We start from the raw sequence: 18,533 nt of genomic DNA on the forward strand, positions 1-18,533 counted from the left end.
GCCCTCCCCTCGATCATCCAGCGCGCGCTCGACCCCGCCGCCCAGCACACCAACACCCCCGTACGGCTCCTGCTGTGCGGCTCCGCACTGTCCTTCATGGGCGGACTCCTCGTCGGCAACGCCCCGCTGCGCGGCCGCGCCGGCCTGGAACTCGTCGTCCCCACCCTGGACTTCCGCCTCGCCGCCGAGTTCTGGGAGATCACCGACCCGCGCACCGCACTGCTCACCCACGCCATCGTCGGCGGCACCCCCGCCTACCGCCGCGAGTTCACCCAGGGCGACGCCCCCGCCGGGCCCCATGACTTCGACGCCTGGGTCACCCGTGCCGTCCTCAATCCCGCCCGTCCGCTCTTCCGCGAGGCCCGCTACCTGCTCGCAGAGGAACCCCAACTCCACGACACCGCGCTCTACCACTCCGTCCTGGCCGCCATCGCCGCCGGAAACGCCGCACGCGGCGGCATCGCCGACTACCTCGGCCGCAAGTCCACCGACCTCGCCCACCCGCTCAGCGTCCTCCAGGACATCGGCATGATCACCCACGAGGCCGACGCCTTCCGCCGCAACCGCTCCGCCTACCGCATCGCCGAACCTCTCATCGCCTTCTACCACGCGGTCATGCGCCCCGCCTGGGGCGATCTGGAACGCCCCGGACGCGCCCCCGCCGTCTGGCGCCGCGCCCAGTCCACCTTCCGCAGCAAGGTTGTCGGCCCGCACTTCGAACAGGTCTGCCGCGAATGGGCCCGCTGGCACGCGTCGCCCGCAACCCACGGCGGGCAGGTCACAAGGGTCGGCAGCGGGACCGTCAACGATCCTGCCGCGAAAACCAGCCACGAAGTCGACTTCGCGGTCCATGGCGAGACCGACAGCGGCCGCGAAACACTACTCGCCATCGGCGAAGCCAAATGGAACGAAGTCATGGGAAAGGGCCACCTCGAACGTCTCCAGCACATCCGTGCTCTCCTCACCGCGCGCGGCTCCGCCACCGACGTCACCCGGCTGCAGTGCTACAGCGGCACCGGCTTCACCGACGAACTGCGCCACCTCGCCGGGAACGACCCCGCCATCCAGCTGATCGATCCAGTTCGCCTCTACCACGGCGACTGACCCGGTCGCAGTCACCGCCCCTGTACGGGGAACATGGCCTCCGGATGGAAGCGCGCCGGAAACCGCCGTCCGGCAGCCGTGTCCTCGCCGCCCGCTGAGTTCGAACAGATCATCCAGGAAGCGCGCCGGGAGGCGACCCAGGCTGAGCAGTTCCCGAACGGAGCAAATGCCACATAGTTGCCCCATCCTCACGTGATCATGAACGTGGATCATTTTCTGGCCGGGCAAGGACAACGAGTAAAGATCAATCGAGCGTTGTCTGGTGCCACTCGATCCCATGCCCGATTGGATGCCCGCCCGACGCCAGCAGATCGGGGAGCACCTCCGCGCTGCACGCGTCCATGCCGGACTCACTCAACTCGAGTCGGGCCGGCGGATCGGCCGGAAGCCTCCGTGACCAGCTGGACAGTGCGCCGGTCTCAGAGGAGCAGCCGACCTGGGCCCGCCCGGGCTGCCCTCGGACCGACCGTATCGCCGTCGCTCTCAGTACTGGCAGCTCGGCGGTCCCGAGCACATCAGGCACGATGATCTGAGCCACGCGGCCTCGATGGACGCAATGGGAGCATGGGGCAACAGCGCGTCGTTCTCGTTGCCTGCCGGGACCTTGCCGACCATCCGGTCGGCCGGCGGTAGATGGTGCCCCTCAAGTCGCGACCTCGACACCAGTTGTCTGTCATGAAGCGGGCCGATATCTCTCTTCTGAACAGAGTGCCAGTAGACATGGAGGCCGCGTGCGGCCCATGTGATGGCTGCCGAGACAAAACGAGCCTGTACGGCGGGTTCGATCTGCTTGATCGGTGAACCGCTGAGAAGGCGCAGTGTGCGGTTCCTGCCCTCGGCCACGATGCTGAGCTCTTCCAAGAAGTCCGTCAGGTCCGGCAGCCCAGTACTCATGTAACGGTCGTACCAGAACACGTCGTCACTTCCGTAGATTCGGCAGTAAAAACGCTGCACCGCCGCTTTGCGGTCCTTGGGCCAGGCCGATCCTGAGCCGATAACCAGGTTTTTTATGCCACGACTATGGAATGCCTTCGCTATCACGGATCGGCCTGAAGAGGTCCGGAGGACAACCGGACAAAGGCGAACGTCGATCTCGTCGCAGGCAAGTTCCAATCCCTCCCTGCGCGACAGATCGATGATCCGCTGTGCCGCATCTGACTGGGCGTGATAGGCGACACTGACAACCGCCGCCTCGATTTCTGCTTCAGTCAGTCGGCCGTCGACGTAGCTTCTCAACAGGCCGACACTGCCGCCGTACTCGAGAGCAGCCGAATCAGCCTCGACGCTACCGATCCCTTCTTCACGCAGTGCCTGGGAAATCTCCTCGACAGTCAGAAGAGGCATGGGGAAAACTTCATGAGCAGCGTCCACGAGTGGGCTCGTCTGTTCGCCGAACCGTGAGAGGTTCTCGCCCGGAGCGCCCACGATGAGAGCCCCGGTTGAGACGGCCTGTGGTCCGTCCACGCACAGACGGGTCATCCTCTGCTGCCACGGAGTGCCAGGAGACGACCTGACCATCCTCCCCCAGTCGTCCAAGAGAAGGGCCGCCTGTCCCCAACGTGAGATCTGCGACTCGACTTCTTGCACCACGGAGTCGGGGTCTGTCTTTTCCTCGGGCCGCAGGCTACGGGGAGCGCACCCGATGATTTCCTTGTACTTCTCGGCGATACTGGCGAGAAGAACTGAGCGGCCGGAATCTGGCATCGCGCGGAGAATTACGATCTGCCCGTAGGCGAGGTGTTCGACGATTGCTTCGGCAAGTGCGTCGTGGCTCTTGAACCGGAACGTCATGTCACGTCGTCCTCGTGAGTGCTCTCATTCGGACACTTCCGTTGTCGTGAAGCAGCCCATAGGAAATTGCGTGTTCCAGTCCGGACGTTTCCATGGGATCGAACTGAAGGTTCGACCATCGCTCGCTGAGTACCGTTGATTCCTGGGGGAACCACTCGGCAAAGCTTTCAGGGATGGCGCGGGCGTGCTCCAGCGGTGAACCCGGCCCCTTGGCGGCAAAGGCTTTCTGCACGTCACTCTTCTGCACCTGGTAGGGCACCACCCCTCGAGGGCGATTCCGGTGCACATAGGAGCAGGCCTGGCGGGTCAGCAAAGGGTGGCCGCCGTACTCCTCCATCAGTTCATCGATCACTTCATGGCTTCGGAATTTGAGGCCGGTCCGCTTGCCGAGGGTCCGAATCATGTCCTGCAGCTCCTCCCGGTCCATCGGCTCAATGAACTTGAGCGCCGAGAACTGGAAGAGCGGATTGGTGATACCGCGTACCGAAGCTCTCTCGAAGAGCGAGGGGTCGACCCCGGCGGACAGGATGACCGGAGGAATCTGGCCGCGACTCTGGCGCTTCTGAATGAAAGCGCGAAGTTGCGAGAGTGCCCGAAGGAGCCCGACTTCTTCGTCCGCCTCGGCCCTGCTGAGAATCCGCGACGGGAGTGCACTGTCGATCTCGTCGATCACGAAGATGACGTTGCGCGAGGCGGGGATTGCGTTGAGGAGCGAGTCCAGGTCGCTCATCCAGTATTCGTTGATGAAGTCATCCCGCCCATGGGATCTCAAGCTGCGCAATTTCGGAACGATAATCTTGTTCCTGGCCAGTTCTTCCGAAAGTGACCTCACGATGCCTGCCCGAAAACGTCGCGGAGTTCCGAAGTATTCGTTGAGGTCCAGGTTCACCACGATCGAGCCGAGTTCCCGCTCCAGGACCGAGACGCGATTCAGCAGGCTACTCTTTCCCGCCTTCCGGAGTCCGAAGATGCCCACGTGCTGGCCTTGGGCAAGGAATCGCCTGACACTGGATATGTCGCGCTGTCGGCCAAAAAATGCACTGGGAGAGGTGATGGGGGTTGTGACATTGAAGTGGTCAACGCTCTCCAGCATCTCGGAGACGATGACCCTGAAGTCAGGAACCTCACCCGGCAGGTTCTGTCCTTCGATTGTCAGGATGGCGGCCTCGCCCGCCCGCATTCTGACCAGCCGTCGGGCATTTCCGTCCCTGCTGATCAGAACGGCGATCTCGTCCTCCACCCGCGCGTTGTTTCGCATCTGCGACTGGAGGTCGTTCAAGATTCGCGGCTCGACAGCCTCGTAGTCCGTGACAAGAAAGAGAAGCTCCCGGTCGATGTCGAACATCTCGGCCGTAGATGTGGGAAGGACGGCGAAGAGGCTCCATCGCCCTTGCAACCCCTGTTCGACGCGAACCACTTTGATTCGATTACGACTCAAATAGGCAGTCAAACTCTTGCCGAAAGTATGCCTGCGTTCAAATTCGGCAATCTTCTCTTCGAGCTTCATCTGGTTCCTGGTGGGCGCCGGCGCCCTCTTTGGCTTGTTGCTGGAATCTCCTGAGTTCAACCGAAAGCCCCCCTTTGCGTGACGGAACGTCAGGATACGTCTTTCGGCATGCTCTGCATAGGCGGCGAGATTAGGATGCCAGATCGTGAGGATGCGACAAAGTGAAAACTGTACCCTGTGCAGGTCCTCCATCTGCTGATCCCCCGGTCCAGGCCCGGTACCTCAGTCATCGCGTCGACGGACCTCGCGGACGCAGCGGGGGCGCCAGGCGGTCGTCGAAGCGGACCAGAGTTCGAAGCCGGGGTCGCTTGCGAGGACGTTTCTCGAAACGCAGGGCCCAGTGCCATAGCCGCAGCCGATAGAGAAGGGCTTCGTCTCGTTGCTGTGATCATCGGCGCAGCCGGACTGCGATAGTGGAGTGCGGGGCAGTCCACCACTGTTGCAGGTCCGTTGGCACCACGTAGGCCAAACCACTCGACGAACGGATTCAGCACACATGGGCCGGGAAACCGCGTGAACAAGCGAGAACTGGGGAGGAATATTGCCCCAGACCAGTGGCCATGGGCGCGGTGTTCCCACAGGTCACCGCGCTGCCCAGGGAAAACTCCTGAGAGGTTGTCTCACGTGGCAAGTTTCACGAGCTTCTTGTAGCAGGCCAGGGCGCCGGCCATGGCCAGCCCCTCGGCTCTGCCAGTCGTTGCGGACCACGTACGGGATCTTGAGAGCACGAGAAGCCCATGGCAGGCTCATGCCACATGATCGATGAATTCGCGAAAAACAACCTGCACGGGAGACTACGGCGGGACCGCGAGGCGCTGCTCTGGAAACTCGACGGCTTGTCCGAATACGACGCCCGCCGGCCTTTGACAGCGACCGGGACCAACCTCCTCGGCCTGGTCAAACACGTGGCCACCGTCGAGGCCAGGTACTTCGGCGAGGTCTTCGACCGCCCTTCCCCGGAACCGCTGCCCCGGTGGCAGGACTCCAACGGCAGCGATCTGTGGGCGACCGAGGACGAGACCCGCGATCAGATCATCGGGTTCTACCGGCGCACGTGGGAACACTCGGACGCGACGATCAACGAGCTTCCCCTCGACGCCCCCGGCCACGTGCCGTGGTGGCCGGAGCCTTGTCCCAACACGAACCTGTTCGCCGTCATGGTCCATGTCCTCGGCGAGTCCATCCGGCATACCGGGCACGCCGATATCCTGCGCGAGGGCCTCGACGGCCGGACCGGGGTGCGCGCCGAACACGAGAAGCAGATCGACGAGCAAGCCCGTGCAGCCCACTGCGCGAAGATCGAGCAGGCCACCAGGTCGGCCGCACCCATCAAGGCTTAGAGGTTGCCCCACCTGACTTGATGTCCGTGCGGCATGCTGCCGGTCGCGGGTGCTGATCTGTCGGAGCGTCTGCTTCCTGATGAACTCTGGGAGCCGGCCGCCCCGTTGCCGCCGTCGTTCGCTGCTCGTCCGCACAGTGGTGGGACCGCTCCGTGTGACGAGCGGACCGTGTTCACGGCAGTGGCGTACGCGCTGACCAGCGGCTGTGCCTGGCGGCATCTGCCCCGACGTTGGGCACGTCGCCCGCCACCGCGCATCGCCGCTTCACCGTATGGACCGAGGCCGACCTGCGGCGTCGGCTGCACCGGGCGGTGCTGGACGAACTCGGGGCCCGCGGCGAGTTGGACTGGACCTCGGCGATCGTCGACGCGGCCTCCGTTCACGCCAAAAGGGGGGATCGCTGACCGGGCCGAACCCGGTCGATCACGGCAAGAAGGGCCGCAAGCTGCACATGCTGTCCGATGCCCAGGGCATCCCGCTCGCCGTCGCCGTGTCCGGCGCGAACATGTACGACAGCCTCGCCCTCAAGCCGCTCATCCGCGGCATACCCGCCGTCCGGTCCCGCCGGGGACCACGGCGTGACTCCGGCTGACGGCGGCATGGTGGGACGACGCGTTCTGGGCATCGCGCACGAGGACCACCCGGCTACGGCCACGGCGGCGTCAGCGCCATGTTCCTCGAGGAACTGACGGGGTAGGCATGCGCCGCGGCCGGCGCCCCGGGCATGACCATCTCACTCCGGATGCGCTACCACGGGCCGGTGCCCCTGGAGACCCCCTTGCGGGCGAGCGCCCGAGTCACGGGAACCGACGACCGCAAGATCTTCGGTGACGGGCTCCATCGCCCAGAAGAGACCCCCTCCACCTCCTGGCCAAAGCGAACGGCATCTTCGTCGTACCGGACCCGGACCTGCCCGCGCTCTTTTCCCGTCCCTCAACCACACAAGGTGAGACACCGCCCCTACGCGGAAATGGCGCGCTCTTCTCTCCACGCGTGAGCGATGCGTGACCCAACACCTTTGATCATGGTTTCCGTCCCACTCATGAAGCGGGTGTCGCAGGTTCGAATCCTGCCGGGGCATAGAGAAATACCTGTTCAGAGGCCCTTCCGCCCAACGGACAGAGGGCCTTCGCGCTCGCAGCACACATCTGGCACACATGCCGCTGCGGGCAGAGTCGGGGAGCCGTGCGAGATGCCCGCGAAGGACGAACTGGCCCGGCGCCGATACGACAAGCCGGTCGACCGCTTGGAGAGCCTGATGCGGGCTTCACTGAAGCCTCGCTGCCAGGGCTACCACGGGCAGCTGATCCTGAGCAGCGGCGACCTTGAGGAGATGGGCGAACTGAAGGACGTCCGTCGTGCCGCACGCGAGGCGCCGAGTAGAAGGCAAGTACGGTCGGCCGTCGCCGCCCCCCTTACCGAAGAGCTGTGCAGCCTGCCGGAAATCCGTCGAGCCCGACCCTGCGGCGGCTCTACCCTTGCCGCCATGGCCCATGGAAAGACCTCGTACGTTTGCCTGGCCTGCCGGGCCTCGTACAAGCAGCCCTACCCCGGCTACCACGACCACGACCGGGTCTGTCCACGCTGCGCCGAACCACTGATCCACGTCGGATCCGCCTTCGCGGCACCCAAGAGGCGGGACACCGCCGCCTGGCGTACCCTCTCCGTGCTGCTGCACGCCGGTGTGCGCTTCCACAAGAGCTGCTGCGGCGGCCCCGGCTACCGCCCACGTACCCTCAGCGAGGTACGCGAGCGGATGGCCTACGCCCGGACCACCGGAGAACCGTTCGCTCAGGCGTTGGTCCGCCGCGACCTGCCCTAGCAGCCCGAAAGCAGGGGCGTTCCGCCGCGCCGCAGAAGCGACCCCTGCCGCCATACACAGCCCGCATAAGGCACACATCGCGCCGCGGGATCCTCCAGGACGGCCACGGCCACGGCCACGGCCTCGGCAGCTTTGCGGGCGTTCTTCTCCGCCTTCTCCACCTTGGCCTTCGCCTTGGCCAGTTGCTTGGAGCGGCGCTTGTGCATCTTCTTCGAGACCTCGTCCAGGCGGTCGGGGAAGAGGCGCCCGTACGTGTCCAGGGTCAGCGTCGCGGACTTGTGGCCCAGGATCGTCTGTACGCCGTTGACGTCCGCGCCGCCGGCAATGGCGAGCGAGGCCGCCGTATGGCGCAGCTTGTGTGGGGTGACCTTGTGGTGGCCCAGCCCGGCCTTCGCGACCGCCCGCGCGAAGAAGCGCTGACACGGAAGTTGCGAGCGCGCAGCGGTCCGCCCTGCGGGGCTGTGAAGAGCGACTCCTCATCTCCCCGGCCCTGGACGTGGGGCTTCACCTCCTCGGCGTACGCCTCGACGATGTGCGCCCGGCAGGCATCCAGGTCCACGCGGCCCACCTTCAACGCGGACGCCTCGCCCCAGCGGAGGCCGGTGCAGGACAGCAGCAGGATGAACACCCGGTAGGCGCCTGACGCGTTGGCCAGCGTGTCGACCTGCATGTCGACCTGCATGTCGTCCAGGTACACATGGTCAGTCGGCATCGGTTTCGGCAGGGGCACGCCGACAGCCGGGTTGGCTGCCGGACGACGGGCCTTGACGGCGTAGCCGAGAACGCGGCTGAGGACGACGTACGCCTCGCGGACCGAACGGGGGCTGAGCTTCCTGCCGCCGGTCGCCTCGCCGGAGACGCCTCGCCGGACAGGAGGTCCGCGAGTCGCTCGGCGATGTCCTCGACGTCGATGCGGTCCAGCGGGGCGGTGCCCCGCTTGGGGATCACGTGGACGTCGAGAACGCCGCGACAGCGAGCCCGGGTTGAGCGCTTGAGGAGGAATTGCGCGGCCAGCCACGGCGACCAGGAAGTCGGCCGGCTTGTCAGCTGCATCTGGGCCCGTCGCCAGGTCACCACCGATCCGGTGCCGCTGCGGATGATCCGCAGCAGCCTCCTGCCCTCGTCGTCATCGTGCCGTGCGCTGGGGGCCCGAGCGGCCGATGGATACGGTCCCTCCATGTCCGACTCAACCGAAGCCCTCAGCAAGCGCAACGCCGAGGTCGTCCGCCGCTACCTTCGGGTCTTCGAGACGAAGCAAATCGCCGAGCTCGAAGAAATCGTCGCCGAGGACGTTCTGGTCCACGGCGCGGGCCTGCACGGCCATGGGCGGCACCATCCCGAGGGGTCGGTCCTGACTCCGGGGCTGTCCAACTGCCGCGTCCACGTGGACGATCTCTTCGCGGCAGGCGACCGGGTCACCGTGGCCTTCACGCTCACCTACACCCACGACCGCAGCGGCCGGGACCTCACCATGACGGGAATCAAGTCCTACCGCCTCCGAGACGGACGGATCGTGGAGTTCTGGGGCGAGACCGACCTGTACGGACTCCTCCGCCAGGCCGGACTCGTACCCGACCAGGTTCCGCCCTTCTGACCGGACCCCACAGTTGCCTTGGAGGTCGCGCAGGTCGGCTGAAGGTCGTGCCATGGTCTGTCAGTTGCCTGGTCTAGGGTCGCCCGCATGGCTGAGCCCTCCTTTCTGACCGCCGTCCGGGAGTCGTACGACACGGTCGCCGCCGATTACGTCGAACGCGTCCCGCCTCCGGCCGAGTTGGACCCGCTGTCACGCGCGATGCTGGCGGGGTTTGCCGAACTGGCGCGGACGGCCGGTCTGGGGGCGGTCGCGGACCTGGGGTGCGGCCCGGGACGGGTGACGGCGCACCTGGCCGGGCTGGGGGTGTCCGTTTTCGGCGTCGATCTGTCGCCGGAGATGGTCGGGCTGGCCCGGCACGCCTATCCGAACCTGCGGTTCACCGAGGGCTCGATGACCGCGCTGGAGATGAGGGACGAAGAGCTCGGCGGCATCCTGGCCTGGTACTCCACCCATCACACGCCCCCGCAGTGGCTGCCGGATGTGTTCGCCGAGTTCCACCGCACGCTCGCGCCCGGCGGCTACCTGCTCTGGGGAGACTATGTCGGCCATGAGCGGCTGCAGCCCACCCACGCCTATGGTCGTCCGGTGTCCTACGAGTCGTATCTCCTGCCCCTGGACCGCATGGTCGACCTGCTGGAGCAGGCCGGACTCGTCGTCACCGCGAGACTGGAACTGGAGCCCGGCGGACGGGTGAACAGACCGCACGCCTGCCTGCTGGCCCGCAAGCCCGAAACGCCCTGACAGGGCTCGTTCCCAGGGTGAGGCCGCTCGGTTGGACGGCCGACGATCACGGGGCGGGGCGGTCAGGCCGTTGGGTTGAGAGGGCGGCCGCATTCAGCGCCGTTGACGACCGTTCAGACGGGGCCGGAGGCCGCAACGGACCAGACGAACGGCCGCCCACAAGCAATACGACCTGTTTTGATCACCGCTCGTCGGGCTCCCTAGGATGCCGAGTATGAAGGTTCTGGAGATCATGCGACGGATCAAAGGCTTCAGCACGCCACTGGGAGGCGTTGACTGGGACCTGCCGATTCCGCAAGGAGCCGTTGCCAGGAAAGTCGTTGTCTACCTGGAGGACCGCAGGGTTCTCACGATGACCCGCATAGGCATGATTGCGGTTGAGGCCCGAGAACACTGTGTCGCGTCCGTGCAGGAGATCAGGGAGACGCTGACACAAATCCTGATGGAGCCTGACACCGGAGATTCCCTCACCGAGAGCCTCAGGGCGATGCGGGCTGCGTGCCGACGATTCCTCAACACCGTGGGCCCTGACCATGCCGGATGGGACCGTGATCACATCGACGACGCCACGTTCGGTGCCGCGCTTGGCGAACTGCGAGCAGTCTTCGGGATCCAGATCGGCATCATCGCCGCGCGCTACAAGATTGACTTGCCCGAGGAGCTGGAAACCATCCTTCCCGACTCTGACGTTGATGACGAATAGGCCCTCGCGGCCTCGCTGACCCGCACCACTACCGCACCAGATCGAGCGGGGAACAGCGAGGAATCACAGGGAAAGCGGCCCAGCGCAACGAGGTCATCGCCCAGCCGTTGACCCAGGTCAGCGCCCAACCACCCCCAGATGCCCGCAGCTTCCCAAGCTGAGAGCTCAGGCACAGTCGTTACGGGTCGGCTGTCGCGACTTGCTCTGGTCGAGGGCACCGTACCGGCAGCGTGGCGGAGGCCGGCGGGGGTGCAGCGAGGCATTCGCGCGCCATCCAGTTGTTTAGCTTCGGCGCCGTAGACGCCGTTTACGTGCCATGCGTCGGCGCCAGCGAGTAGGCCGTGGTACGTGGCTGCTGGGCTCGGGGCTTGGAGGCGGAAAATCAAACCCTCGTGCCGAACCCCGCACGTTCTCCAGTACACGGTTTCCCTGCTGATCGATCATTCGGGTCAGCGCCTCTTGACCGATACCAAACGCGACAGCCCAGGCGATAATCTGGGCACTATTATCCAGCGCTGAAAGTCCTGGTATGAATTCACCATGAATGAGGATAAGGCCGATTAGAGCAGATAGCGCACCGATGGGGATTCGCAAAAGCAGCAGCCCGAGCGGCACCATATAGGGACCCGCAGTACCCCGAATATGCCGGACCGATGCGGCACCCGTCAAAGTGGCCGAGCACATTCCGACCAACGCCACAAGTACAACGTCGGCGCCTCCCGCTTTGTCGTCAACCTCTTGCATGTCGTCAGGTTCTACAGGTTTTCCAACGGGGCATACATGAATCGTCTGGCCGACTCTCTGAGGATCAGCAGGATCGAAGCACAGCTTATCCGCCACCGCAGTAGGGTTGACATATCCCGACCAGATGAATACCGCGACGATCAGCGATGTAACAAAAAATGAAACGAGAAGAACATCGCGAAAATTACGCGCCCTGGCTATTTCCGTTTCCTGAACATGGTTGGCTGCATGCAGGACACTAATCGCCAGCTCCCTGAATCCCGCATCCAAGGTATTTTCATTCTCTCGCAAATGTTCTTCGAGAAGCTTCAATCGCGGGTCTTCGTTCCCCAAGTGGTGTACACCATGTGCAAGTACAACTGCCCCTCGCCAAGCCAACTCTTCATCAGGCGTCAACTGCAGAATCAGCAATTCAGCCTCGTTGATGTTCGCCGAAGCCCGGTCTACCGCTGACCCTGACCACCATGAAAGTAGGTCTGCACGGTCGTCCACTCCATCTCGCGCCGCCTCAAGGAGCACATTAGCCTTCTCTACCAGCTTGCGATTGGGGGAAGACAAGTCCACCTGCGTGTCATACCTATCGAGCTGTGCCTGCAATTCGGCGATATGGGCAGCTGTGCGCTGCCGCCAAGCGCCCTTTCTTGCTCGCGCAGTGACATCCCGGTGACCGTTCTCGGAGAAAACAGGGTTGCTACGTTTGCTCTCCACGTCGATTGGGGCAGCTCCGGCTGCCGCACCTCTCCAAGGTAGCCTCATTCCTCAAGTAGAGAGGCCACTCTCACAGTTCGCAACTCGTATCGTTGATGAATGCACTAATGGGCAGTGCTCCAGGTGAGTGAAACCTGAATTTGCAATCCCAAGCCGCATTCCATACTGGCCAACCGAGTATCCCTAGATCTTGCTGTTCAGTACGCAAGTACAGCAACGGCCCCAGCCGGTAGCATCGCTCCAGGACACCGCCATGCACCGCGGCCGCGTCAAATCGAGCGTGAAATTCGCCTCGTTCCCGTTCCCTTGGGGCCCAACTTGCCACGGTCTGTTGGGGGGTGGCGCCGCCCGGCTGGGTCGGCCGAGGTCGCTCACCCACGGCCGAGAACAACCCCCTGACTCCCGTCCCGCAGGTGTTCTACCGTTCCGCGCATGACTCCGATCAGTCCCGAGCACCCGCTGACCGCAGAAGACGCCCGGGCGTTGCTTGCCAGGCTTCCTGCCCGGGTCGAGGTCAAGCCAGGGATGAGCGAGCGTGAACTTGATCAGGTGGAGGAGCGCTGGGGGTTCCGATTCGCTGTGGAGCACCGGACGCTGCTGGGCGCGGGACTGCCGACCGGGAGCCGTGGCTGGCCCGATTGGCGGGACGGCGACGCGGAGGACCTGGCGGGGAGGTTGGCCCGGCCGGTGGATGGTGTGCTCTTCGACGTGGAGCACAACGGTTTCTGGCACCCTGACTGGGGCCCGAGGCCGGCGGGTACTGACGACGCCTTGGATGTGGCTCGCACGTACCTGGCCAAGGTTCCTGTGATGGTGCCGGTCTACTCGCACCGGTACCTGCTGGCCGATCCGGACCGAACCGGTACGCCCGTGCTGTCGATGTACCAGACGGACATCGTCTACTACGGCACTGATCTCGTCGACTACTTCCACCACGAGTTCGGCCGTCCTGTGCCAACCCCCGAGGACCATCAGTACGCCACGATTCCCTTCTGGTCCTACTTCCTGGACTGAACGGCCGCCGCGGGGCGGGTCAAGCAGGCGCGTTGGCCGCCGAACCCGCCAGGGCCGGCTCCCGGACGATGCGGCGGCGCCGGGTCGGGAGGGGCAGCGGGTTGGCGACGCCCCAGGCCGCGCCCTTGCAGATCAGTTCCTTGTAGACGGCGGCGAGGCGTCCGGTCAGGGCGGCCCGCACAGCGCGGTCGTCGGCGGTGACGTACTGGATCAGGCCTTCCTTGCGGCCCAGCGAGATGCACTGGTTGAAGTAGCGCAGCGGCATGTTCGGGAGCTTGCCGCCGGTCAGGCGGGCCGCGATGGCGTCGGCGGCCTGCCATGCCATGGGGGTGCCCGTGGCGCACGACATCCGCAGCGGCTTGTCTCCGGGGCCCATGGCCATGGCCGCGTCGCCGATGGCGTACACGTCCGGGTGCGAGACCGAGCGCATGGTCCCGTCGACCACGATCTGGCCGGTGTCGGTGACCTCCAGGGTGGTGGCCCGCGCGATCGGGTGGACGGCGAAGCCGGTCGTCCAGACCGTGACCGCGGACGGGATGGACGTGCCGTCGGCCGTGAGGACGTGATCGGGCTCGACGGCGGTGACCGCGGTGTGCTCGTGCGCCGTGATGCCCAGCTTGTCGAAGACCTTCCGCAGGTGCCCGCCGCCCTTGGGCGAGAGCCAGTCGCCGAGGCCGCCGCGAGCGGCGAGGGCGACGTCGAGGTCCGGGCGGGTCTCGGCGATCTCGGTCGCGGCCTCCAGGCCGGTGAGGCCGCCGCCGACCACGACCACGGGCTGTCCGGCGTCCAGGCGGGCCAGACGCTCGCGCAGCCGGAGCGCTCCGGGGCGACTGGCGATCTCGTGGGCGTGCTCGGCGGTGCCGGGGACGCCCTGGTCGTTCCAGGCGCTGCCGAGGGCGTACACGAGGGTGTCGTACGACAGTTCCTCCTCCCGCCCCTCGGTGCCGTTCGCGACGGTGCCGTTCGCGACGGTGCCGTTCGCGTCGGTGACGGCGACCGTCTTGCGGTCGACGTCCACGCCGGTGACCCTCGCGAGCTTCAGTGCGACTCCCGTGCCCGCGAACATCTCGCTGAAGGGCCGCGGCCGGAGGTCCTGGCCGGCCGCGAGCTGGTGCATCCGGACGCGCTCGACGAAGTCGGGCTCGGCGTTGACGAGGGTGATCGCGACGTCCTCGCGGTGGAGCCTCCTGGCGAGGCGCCCGGCGGCGATCGCTCCGGTGTATCCGGCTCCGAGGACGATGATGCGGTGCTGCATGTCCGTACTCCTGTCTTCAGCGGGTTCGCCCCTTGAACCGGGCGGCCCGCCGTTTCCTGACAGCAGCGGGATGTGAAGCACCTCACATCTGGGTCAGAGACATCTGGGTCAGAAGGCGGTGTGGAGGATGGGTTCGCCGTGGTCGGTGGCCGCCCACAGCCGGGTCGCGCGTTCGAGCTTGTCGGGGTTGGCCTGGCTGCGGACGGCGACGATGCCCTCGGCCGTGGCCTCCAGGCACATGATGCCGACGACCCGGCCGTCGAGGACCGCCACGACGGCGGGGTCGCCGTTGGCGGTCGTGGCGTAGACCTCGGGTGAGCCACCGACCAGGGCACGCTTGGCCTTGCCGGGCTTGAACAGACCTCGCATGAACTTCGCGACCGCGAGAGCGCCCTCGAACGCCTTGGTGCGGGCCGGCACCTTCCCTCCGCCGTCGCCGACAGCGATGGCGTCCTGGGTGAGCAGCCGCACCAGCGGTTCGGTCCGGCCGCTGGTTGCGGCCGCGAGGAACTCGTCGACGATCCGCCGGGCGGCGGCCTCGTCGATCTCGGTGCGAGTCCTGCCGTCCGCTACGTGCTTCTTGGCGCGGTGGAAGATCTGCTGGCTGGCCGCCTCGGTGACATCGATGATCTCGGCGATCTCCCGGTGCGGGTAGTCGAAGGCCTCCCGCAGCACGTACACCGCGCGCTCGTTGGGGGAAAGGCGTTCCAGCAGGGTGAGGACCGCGTACGAGACCGATTCGCGCTGCTCGGCGGCGTCGGCCGGGCCGAGCATCGGGTCCCCGGCGAGCAGCGGCTCGGGGAGCCAATGGCCCACATAGGTCTCGCGTCGCGCGCGAGCCGAGGTGAGGTGGTTGAGGCACAGGTTGGTGAGCACCTTCGTCAGCCATGCCTCGGGAACCTCGATGCGGTCGGCGTCGGTCGCCTGCCACCGCAGGAACGTCTCCTGCACGGCGTCCTCGGCCTCGCTCGCGGAGCCGAGGAGGCGGTAGGCGATGGCCTCCAGGCGGGGCCTGGCTGCCTCGAACCGATCCACGTCGTTCATGGTCAGGGCCATGGCCCGGATCCTAGCTCTCGCGGTGCGCGACGGCCGCTGCATTTCGGCCCCGCGCTGCTCGGCCGGTACCGCAACGCGTTCCACAGCCGCCCGAAAGCCGCCCGAAGGAGCCACCCACCCAAGCGCGCCGGAGGTGGGGCACTGGTCTCCGGCCTGTCGGCGCGAGGAGGATCACGACGGGCAGGGCGAGAAGCAGTCGGGTGAGCTGTTCGGCTTGGGTCACGGGTGCTCCTCGGATGTGGAGAGTTCGGCGCTCAGTTCAAGGGCGAGAAGACCGAACGTGCCCGCACGTGCTGTCCGTCGAGAGAGGGCGCGGAGACGGGCACGGGATGAGGGAAGAGGCAGCCGGAGGGGTCGAAGAGCCGGTCCTGGTAGAAACCCGACAGGTATGGCGCCCCGGAGGTTCCGCCGGATCCCGGCGCTTCCTTCGGCAGGTAGCGATGGGCCAGCCCGAGGTGCAGTCGGCGCCATGCGTAGAGCGCTTCATCGAGGTCTCTGGCCGCGCTCAGTACCGCCGCCCCGTCCTCGGTTCCCTGAGGGACGTCCTGCAGCAGTGAACGCAGTGGCTGGAAACGGTCGTTGAGGTGGAAGAGCAGAAAGGCGTTCTCCGGAACGGACTCCAGCGCTTCCACCTTGTTCGGGTGGACGCCCAGGAGATGTATGTTCAGCGCTTGCGACGAGGTCATCTGAACCGCGCTCGCGTCGCCCGTCTCCTTGCGGAAGCCGAGGAAGTTCTCCACCGACATGGTCCGGCGCAGCACCCGCATGATGTCCAGTTGCAGCTGCGCCAGACGCGCGGCACGCTGCAGGCACCGGCCGGCTTCCCGGAGGCGTCCCTGTTCGAGCCACGTCCTGGCGCTGAGCGTACGAGCCAGGATGCCCGAGGTCGTGACCTCGGTGAGGTGGATGACCCGGAGGAACGCGTTCTCCTCGTGGTGCTGGGTCTGGGGCAGATTCACCAGATACTCGAGGATGTCGCCGTGGCCCGCGGTGCCCACGTAGCCGTCCCACCGAGCGGGAGGAGAGTCGTGCGCGGGCGGCGTCGCGGGCCAGGCCGCGGTCTCTCGGCTCAGCGCCGACAGGCGCTCCAGTCGCTCGTCCATCTCACCCGCCGACGGGGGACGTTGCCATCCCCACGATTCGGTGCCGGCCGCCGATCTTCGCTCGTACTCGAGCCAGGACCGCAGCAGGAAACGAAGCACTTGTCGGCAGTGATGCTCGATCGACGCATCGCTGGAACGGTGCCGCGTGCCGAGGATCTGATTGAGGAGACGGACATTCGCGTAGGGTTGGTAGCGTTTGCCCCGGGGGCCGCTCAGCACGCTGAGCACATCGAGACTCCGGCCGGCACCGGAGAGATCGGCGAGTTTCCACTCACTCTGGAGAACCAGTTCCGCGAATCGCAGTACCCGCCTCTCGCGTCGGCCGATCACCGTGTCGGATGCGTACAGAACGTCGCGCAGGTCCACGTACAGCTCTGCCATCCGGTCGCGCAGTTCCGGGTCCAGGTAATGACGGCCGACCGCACGGGTCGCGAGGACATACTGCGCCACGTCGAATGCGAGAACTGCTCTGACAGTCGACGATGCCTTCATGGGACTCCAGAGGGGTGGGGACCGATCCGGGCCGTCAGGAATGGGATCTCATCAGCTGGTCGGAGGCGCTGGGACGCCGTCCGGCCACCGTGCTCCTTCGGTGACCTCGCAGAGCAGGTCGATGAGCTGCTCGCATTCCAGGGAGACGGCGAGTGCTCCCGCACGGAGCAGTTGGTGAGCGCCATGACCGTACGTGCCCATGGCCTGGGTGGCGTTCGCAGACATGGCCGGCTTGGGCGCGGGGCTCGCGTCGAGAGGCGGCAGAGCCGCGGCGCTCGTGGCCGGCAGGGGAATCTCGTGGGAGGTGAACAGGCTGTTCATGACCGACGCGGTGGCACGCGCCGCGTTCACCACCGGCGGGGGCACACCTACGGTGTGCGTGGCTCCGACGGCCAGTAACTCAGCCACCGCGAGGGCATGCGCATCGAGGGGGGCGGGCGTCCGGCCGTCTCCTGACCGGAGCCACAAGTCGCTTGTCAGTTCGGCGAGTTCCGGCAGATGCCGGAGGTCTTGCGGGCTGTAGAACGTGGTGTGCCGCCCCGAGAAGCCGGCCGCCAGAAGCGCCCGGACGAGTGCGGTGTTGTGTGTGTCCGGTGAGCTCCCGGTTCCCACGGACACGAACACCGCGCCGATGTAGGCCTGTTGCCATTCCCGGCTCGCCACCACGACGGGCGGTGCGGGAACCTCCTCGGTCGCACGTATGAGAAAGCGCCGTTCGTGCATCGGGGGTGGCTCGTCCCAGACAGGTGAGGCTGTCCGGTGCGCCGTCATGTCAACTCGATGCTCTCGGCCCGGGGGGTGCCGTCGGCCTCGTCGAGCAGTGAGACGACGTCGTCCACCGCTTTCGTGAACCGCTCGCTGCTCAACCCCGGCGCGTCGAAGACCACGAACAGCAGCCGCTCGGTTGACCGGGTGATACCCGTGCGTGCGTCGGGCCCCTGGAAGACGGAGGCGAAGACGTCCACGTCGTCACGGAGGACGGGCTCGTCGGCGCGGCACACCACCTGGGACCGGAAGCCGGGAAACCGCGTGTCCTCCACGGCGTACTCCACACGGATCCCTCCGCGCACCGCGTCAAGGTCCTGTACCCCCATCAGCACTCCGTTGGACAGCTCGCAGTGGAGCAGCGCGCGAACCGGGGCAGGTCCGCGGAGGGGGCGCCCGTCCGATACGGACGCCAACTGCGCGGTGAGCGGGCTGGTGTGCCCGTGCAGCGCGAACCAGTCCGTGTAACACCTGGCGTTCTCACGCGCGTACTCGGCCGAGCCGGCGAGCACTTCCTGATGGTGGGCGACTGCCTTCTCCAGACGCTTCATATCCGGCCTGGCCGTGACAACGGCCAGGCGGTCGAAGCCCGTGTGAGCAGGAGAGCGGGGCTGCCGCCCGAGCAGGATCGGCACGGCGGGCTCCACGCCAGGATGGGACACGAAACACACTCCTCGAACACACGTAGATGAAGCAGAAGTGTATGGCGGTCGACCGAATAGGGAACGCGAGCATGCCCCGAACTCCACACAGGGCATACTCCCTCGGCAACTGCGTACTTTAGCTCAGAGGAT

At 66.0% G+C, this 18,533-nt stretch carries 17 protein-coding genes and 2 pseudogenes; 10 read left to right on the forward strand and 9 right to left on the reverse strand.

What is annotated here, in order from left to right:
* Nucleotides 1-1,104, forward strand: a 1,104-nt coding sequence (locus FNH08_RS08005; RefSeq protein WP_152770660.1) for an AAA family ATPase, incomplete at its 5' end; no start/stop codon positions are given.
* A gap of 483 nt (nt 1,105-1,587) precedes the next feature.
* Here FNH08_RS08005 and FNH08_RS08010 read toward each other — a convergent pair.
* Together FNH08_RS08010 and FNH08_RS08015 are read right to left on the reverse strand one after the other, a co-directional pair.
* On the reverse strand, nt 1,588-2,895 hold the full coding sequence (locus tag FNH08_RS08010) for a hypothetical protein (protein ID WP_152770662.1): 1,308 nt from the start codon (nt 2,893-2,895) through the stop codon (nt 1,588-1,590).
* A gap of 1 nt (nt 2,896) precedes the next feature.
* Entirely contained in the window at nt 2,897-4,594 is a 1,698-nt protein-coding gene (locus FNH08_RS08015) for an nSTAND1 domain-containing NTPase (RefSeq protein ID WP_152770664.1), read from the reverse strand.
* A gap of 563 nt (nt 4,595-5,157) precedes the next feature.
* Between FNH08_RS08015 and FNH08_RS08020 the strand changes: the two genes are divergently transcribed.
* The 5 genes and pseudogenes from FNH08_RS08020 (at nt 5,158) to FNH08_RS08035 (ending at nt 7,564) form a co-directional block, all read left to right on the forward strand.
* On the forward strand, nt 5,158-5,742 hold the full coding sequence (locus FNH08_RS08020) for a DinB family protein (protein WP_152770666.1): 585 nt from the start codon (nt 5,158-5,160) through the stop codon (nt 5,740-5,742).
* Nucleotides 5,743-5,775: 33 nt separating this feature from the next.
* Nucleotides 5,776-5,916: pseudogene (locus tag FNH08_RS53935) on the forward strand (hypothetical protein); the annotation flags it as partial.
* Nucleotides 5,917-5,972: 56 nt separating this feature from the next.
* Nucleotides 5,973-6,146, forward strand: coding sequence for a hypothetical protein (locus FNH08_RS51680; protein WP_228033973.1), 174 nt, complete (start codon nt 5,973-5,975; stop codon nt 6,144-6,146).
* Complete coding sequence (locus FNH08_RS51685) at nt 6,143-6,334, forward strand: transposase (protein WP_407704343.1); 192 nt, start codon at nt 6,143-6,145, stop codon at nt 6,332-6,334. The genes FNH08_RS51680 and FNH08_RS51685 overlap by 4 nt, the downstream gene beginning before the upstream one ends.
* Before the next feature lie 894 nt (nt 6,335-7,228).
* Entirely contained in the window at nt 7,229-7,564 is a 336-nt protein-coding gene (locus FNH08_RS08035; protein ID WP_152770707.1) for a deoxyxylulose-5-phosphate synthase, read from the forward strand.
* Here the strand turns inward: FNH08_RS08035 and FNH08_RS53940 are convergent.
* Nucleotides 7,561-8,743 (reverse strand): annotated as a pseudogene (locus FNH08_RS53940) (tyrosine-type recombinase/integrase). The gene FNH08_RS08035 and the pseudogene FNH08_RS53940 sit on opposite strands and share 4 nt — an antisense overlap.
* Between FNH08_RS53940 and FNH08_RS08045 the strand changes: the two are divergent.
* The 3 genes from FNH08_RS08045 to FNH08_RS08055 all read left to right on the forward strand — a co-directional run bounded on the left by FNH08_RS08045 (nt 8,742) and on the right by FNH08_RS08055 (nt 10,602).
* A complete protein-coding gene (locus FNH08_RS08045) occupies nt 8,742-9,158 on the forward strand; it encodes an ester cyclase (RefSeq protein WP_152770669.1) in 417 nt (138 codons plus the stop codon). The pseudogene FNH08_RS53940 and the gene FNH08_RS08045 overlap by 2 nt on opposite strands.
* Nucleotides 9,159-9,245: 87 nt before the next feature.
* Nucleotides 9,246-9,899, forward strand: coding sequence for a class I SAM-dependent methyltransferase (locus tag FNH08_RS08050; RefSeq protein WP_152770671.1), 654 nt, complete (start codon nt 9,246-9,248; stop codon nt 9,897-9,899).
* 214 nt (nt 9,900-10,113) lie between these two features.
* A complete protein-coding gene (locus tag FNH08_RS08055) occupies nt 10,114-10,602 on the forward strand; it encodes a DUF6650 family protein (RefSeq protein WP_152770673.1) in 489 nt (162 codons plus the stop codon).
* 282 nt (nt 10,603-10,884) lie between these two features.
* Here FNH08_RS08055 and FNH08_RS08060 read toward each other — a convergent pair whose 3' ends face one another.
* The gene (locus FNH08_RS08060) at nt 10,885-12,054 is read right to left on the reverse strand and encodes a hypothetical protein (RefSeq protein ID WP_194238409.1); all 1,170 of its coding nucleotides are present in this window, start codon (nt 12,052-12,054) and stop codon (nt 10,885-10,887) included.
* A 432-nt stretch (nt 12,055-12,486) separates the two neighbouring features.
* Between FNH08_RS08060 and FNH08_RS08065 the strand changes: the two genes are divergently transcribed.
* A complete protein-coding gene (locus FNH08_RS08065; protein WP_152770674.1) occupies nt 12,487-13,068 on the forward strand; it encodes a hypothetical protein in 582 nt (193 codons plus the stop codon).
* A gap of 19 nt (nt 13,069-13,087) precedes the next feature.
* Here the strand turns inward: FNH08_RS08065 and FNH08_RS08070 are convergent, their stop codons facing one another.
* The 5 genes from FNH08_RS08070 to FNH08_RS08090 all read right to left on the reverse strand — a co-directional run bounded on the left by FNH08_RS08070 (nt 13,088) and on the right by FNH08_RS08090 (nt 18,401).
* Nucleotides 13,088-14,323, reverse strand: coding sequence for an NAD(P)/FAD-dependent oxidoreductase (locus FNH08_RS08070; protein WP_152770676.1), 1,236 nt, complete (start codon nt 14,321-14,323; stop codon nt 13,088-13,090).
* A 108-nt stretch (nt 14,324-14,431) separates the two neighbouring features.
* Nucleotides 14,432-15,379, reverse strand: coding sequence for an RNA polymerase sigma-70 factor (locus FNH08_RS08075; RefSeq protein ID WP_152770677.1), 948 nt, complete (start codon nt 15,377-15,379; stop codon nt 14,432-14,434).
* Between the two features lie 254 nt (nt 15,380-15,633).
* Nucleotides 15,634-16,932, reverse strand: coding sequence for a hypothetical protein (locus FNH08_RS08080; RefSeq protein WP_152770679.1), 1,299 nt, complete (start codon nt 16,930-16,932; stop codon nt 15,634-15,636).
* A gap of 93 nt (nt 16,933-17,025) precedes the next feature.
* A complete protein-coding gene (locus tag FNH08_RS08085; RefSeq protein ID WP_152770681.1) occupies nt 17,026-17,697 on the reverse strand; it encodes a hypothetical protein in 672 nt (223 codons plus the stop codon).
* Between the two features lie 44 nt (nt 17,698-17,741).
* On the reverse strand, nt 17,742-18,401 hold the full coding sequence (locus tag FNH08_RS08090; protein WP_152770682.1) for a hypothetical protein: 660 nt from the start codon (nt 18,399-18,401) through the stop codon (nt 17,742-17,744).
* Nucleotides 18,402-18,533 lie beyond the last annotated feature (132 nt).

Origin of the sequence: Streptomyces spongiae (genome assembly GCF_009377185.1) — a bacterium.
GTDB classification, from domain to species: Bacteria; Actinomycetota; Actinomycetes; order Streptomycetales; family Streptomycetaceae; genus Streptomyces; species Streptomyces spongiae.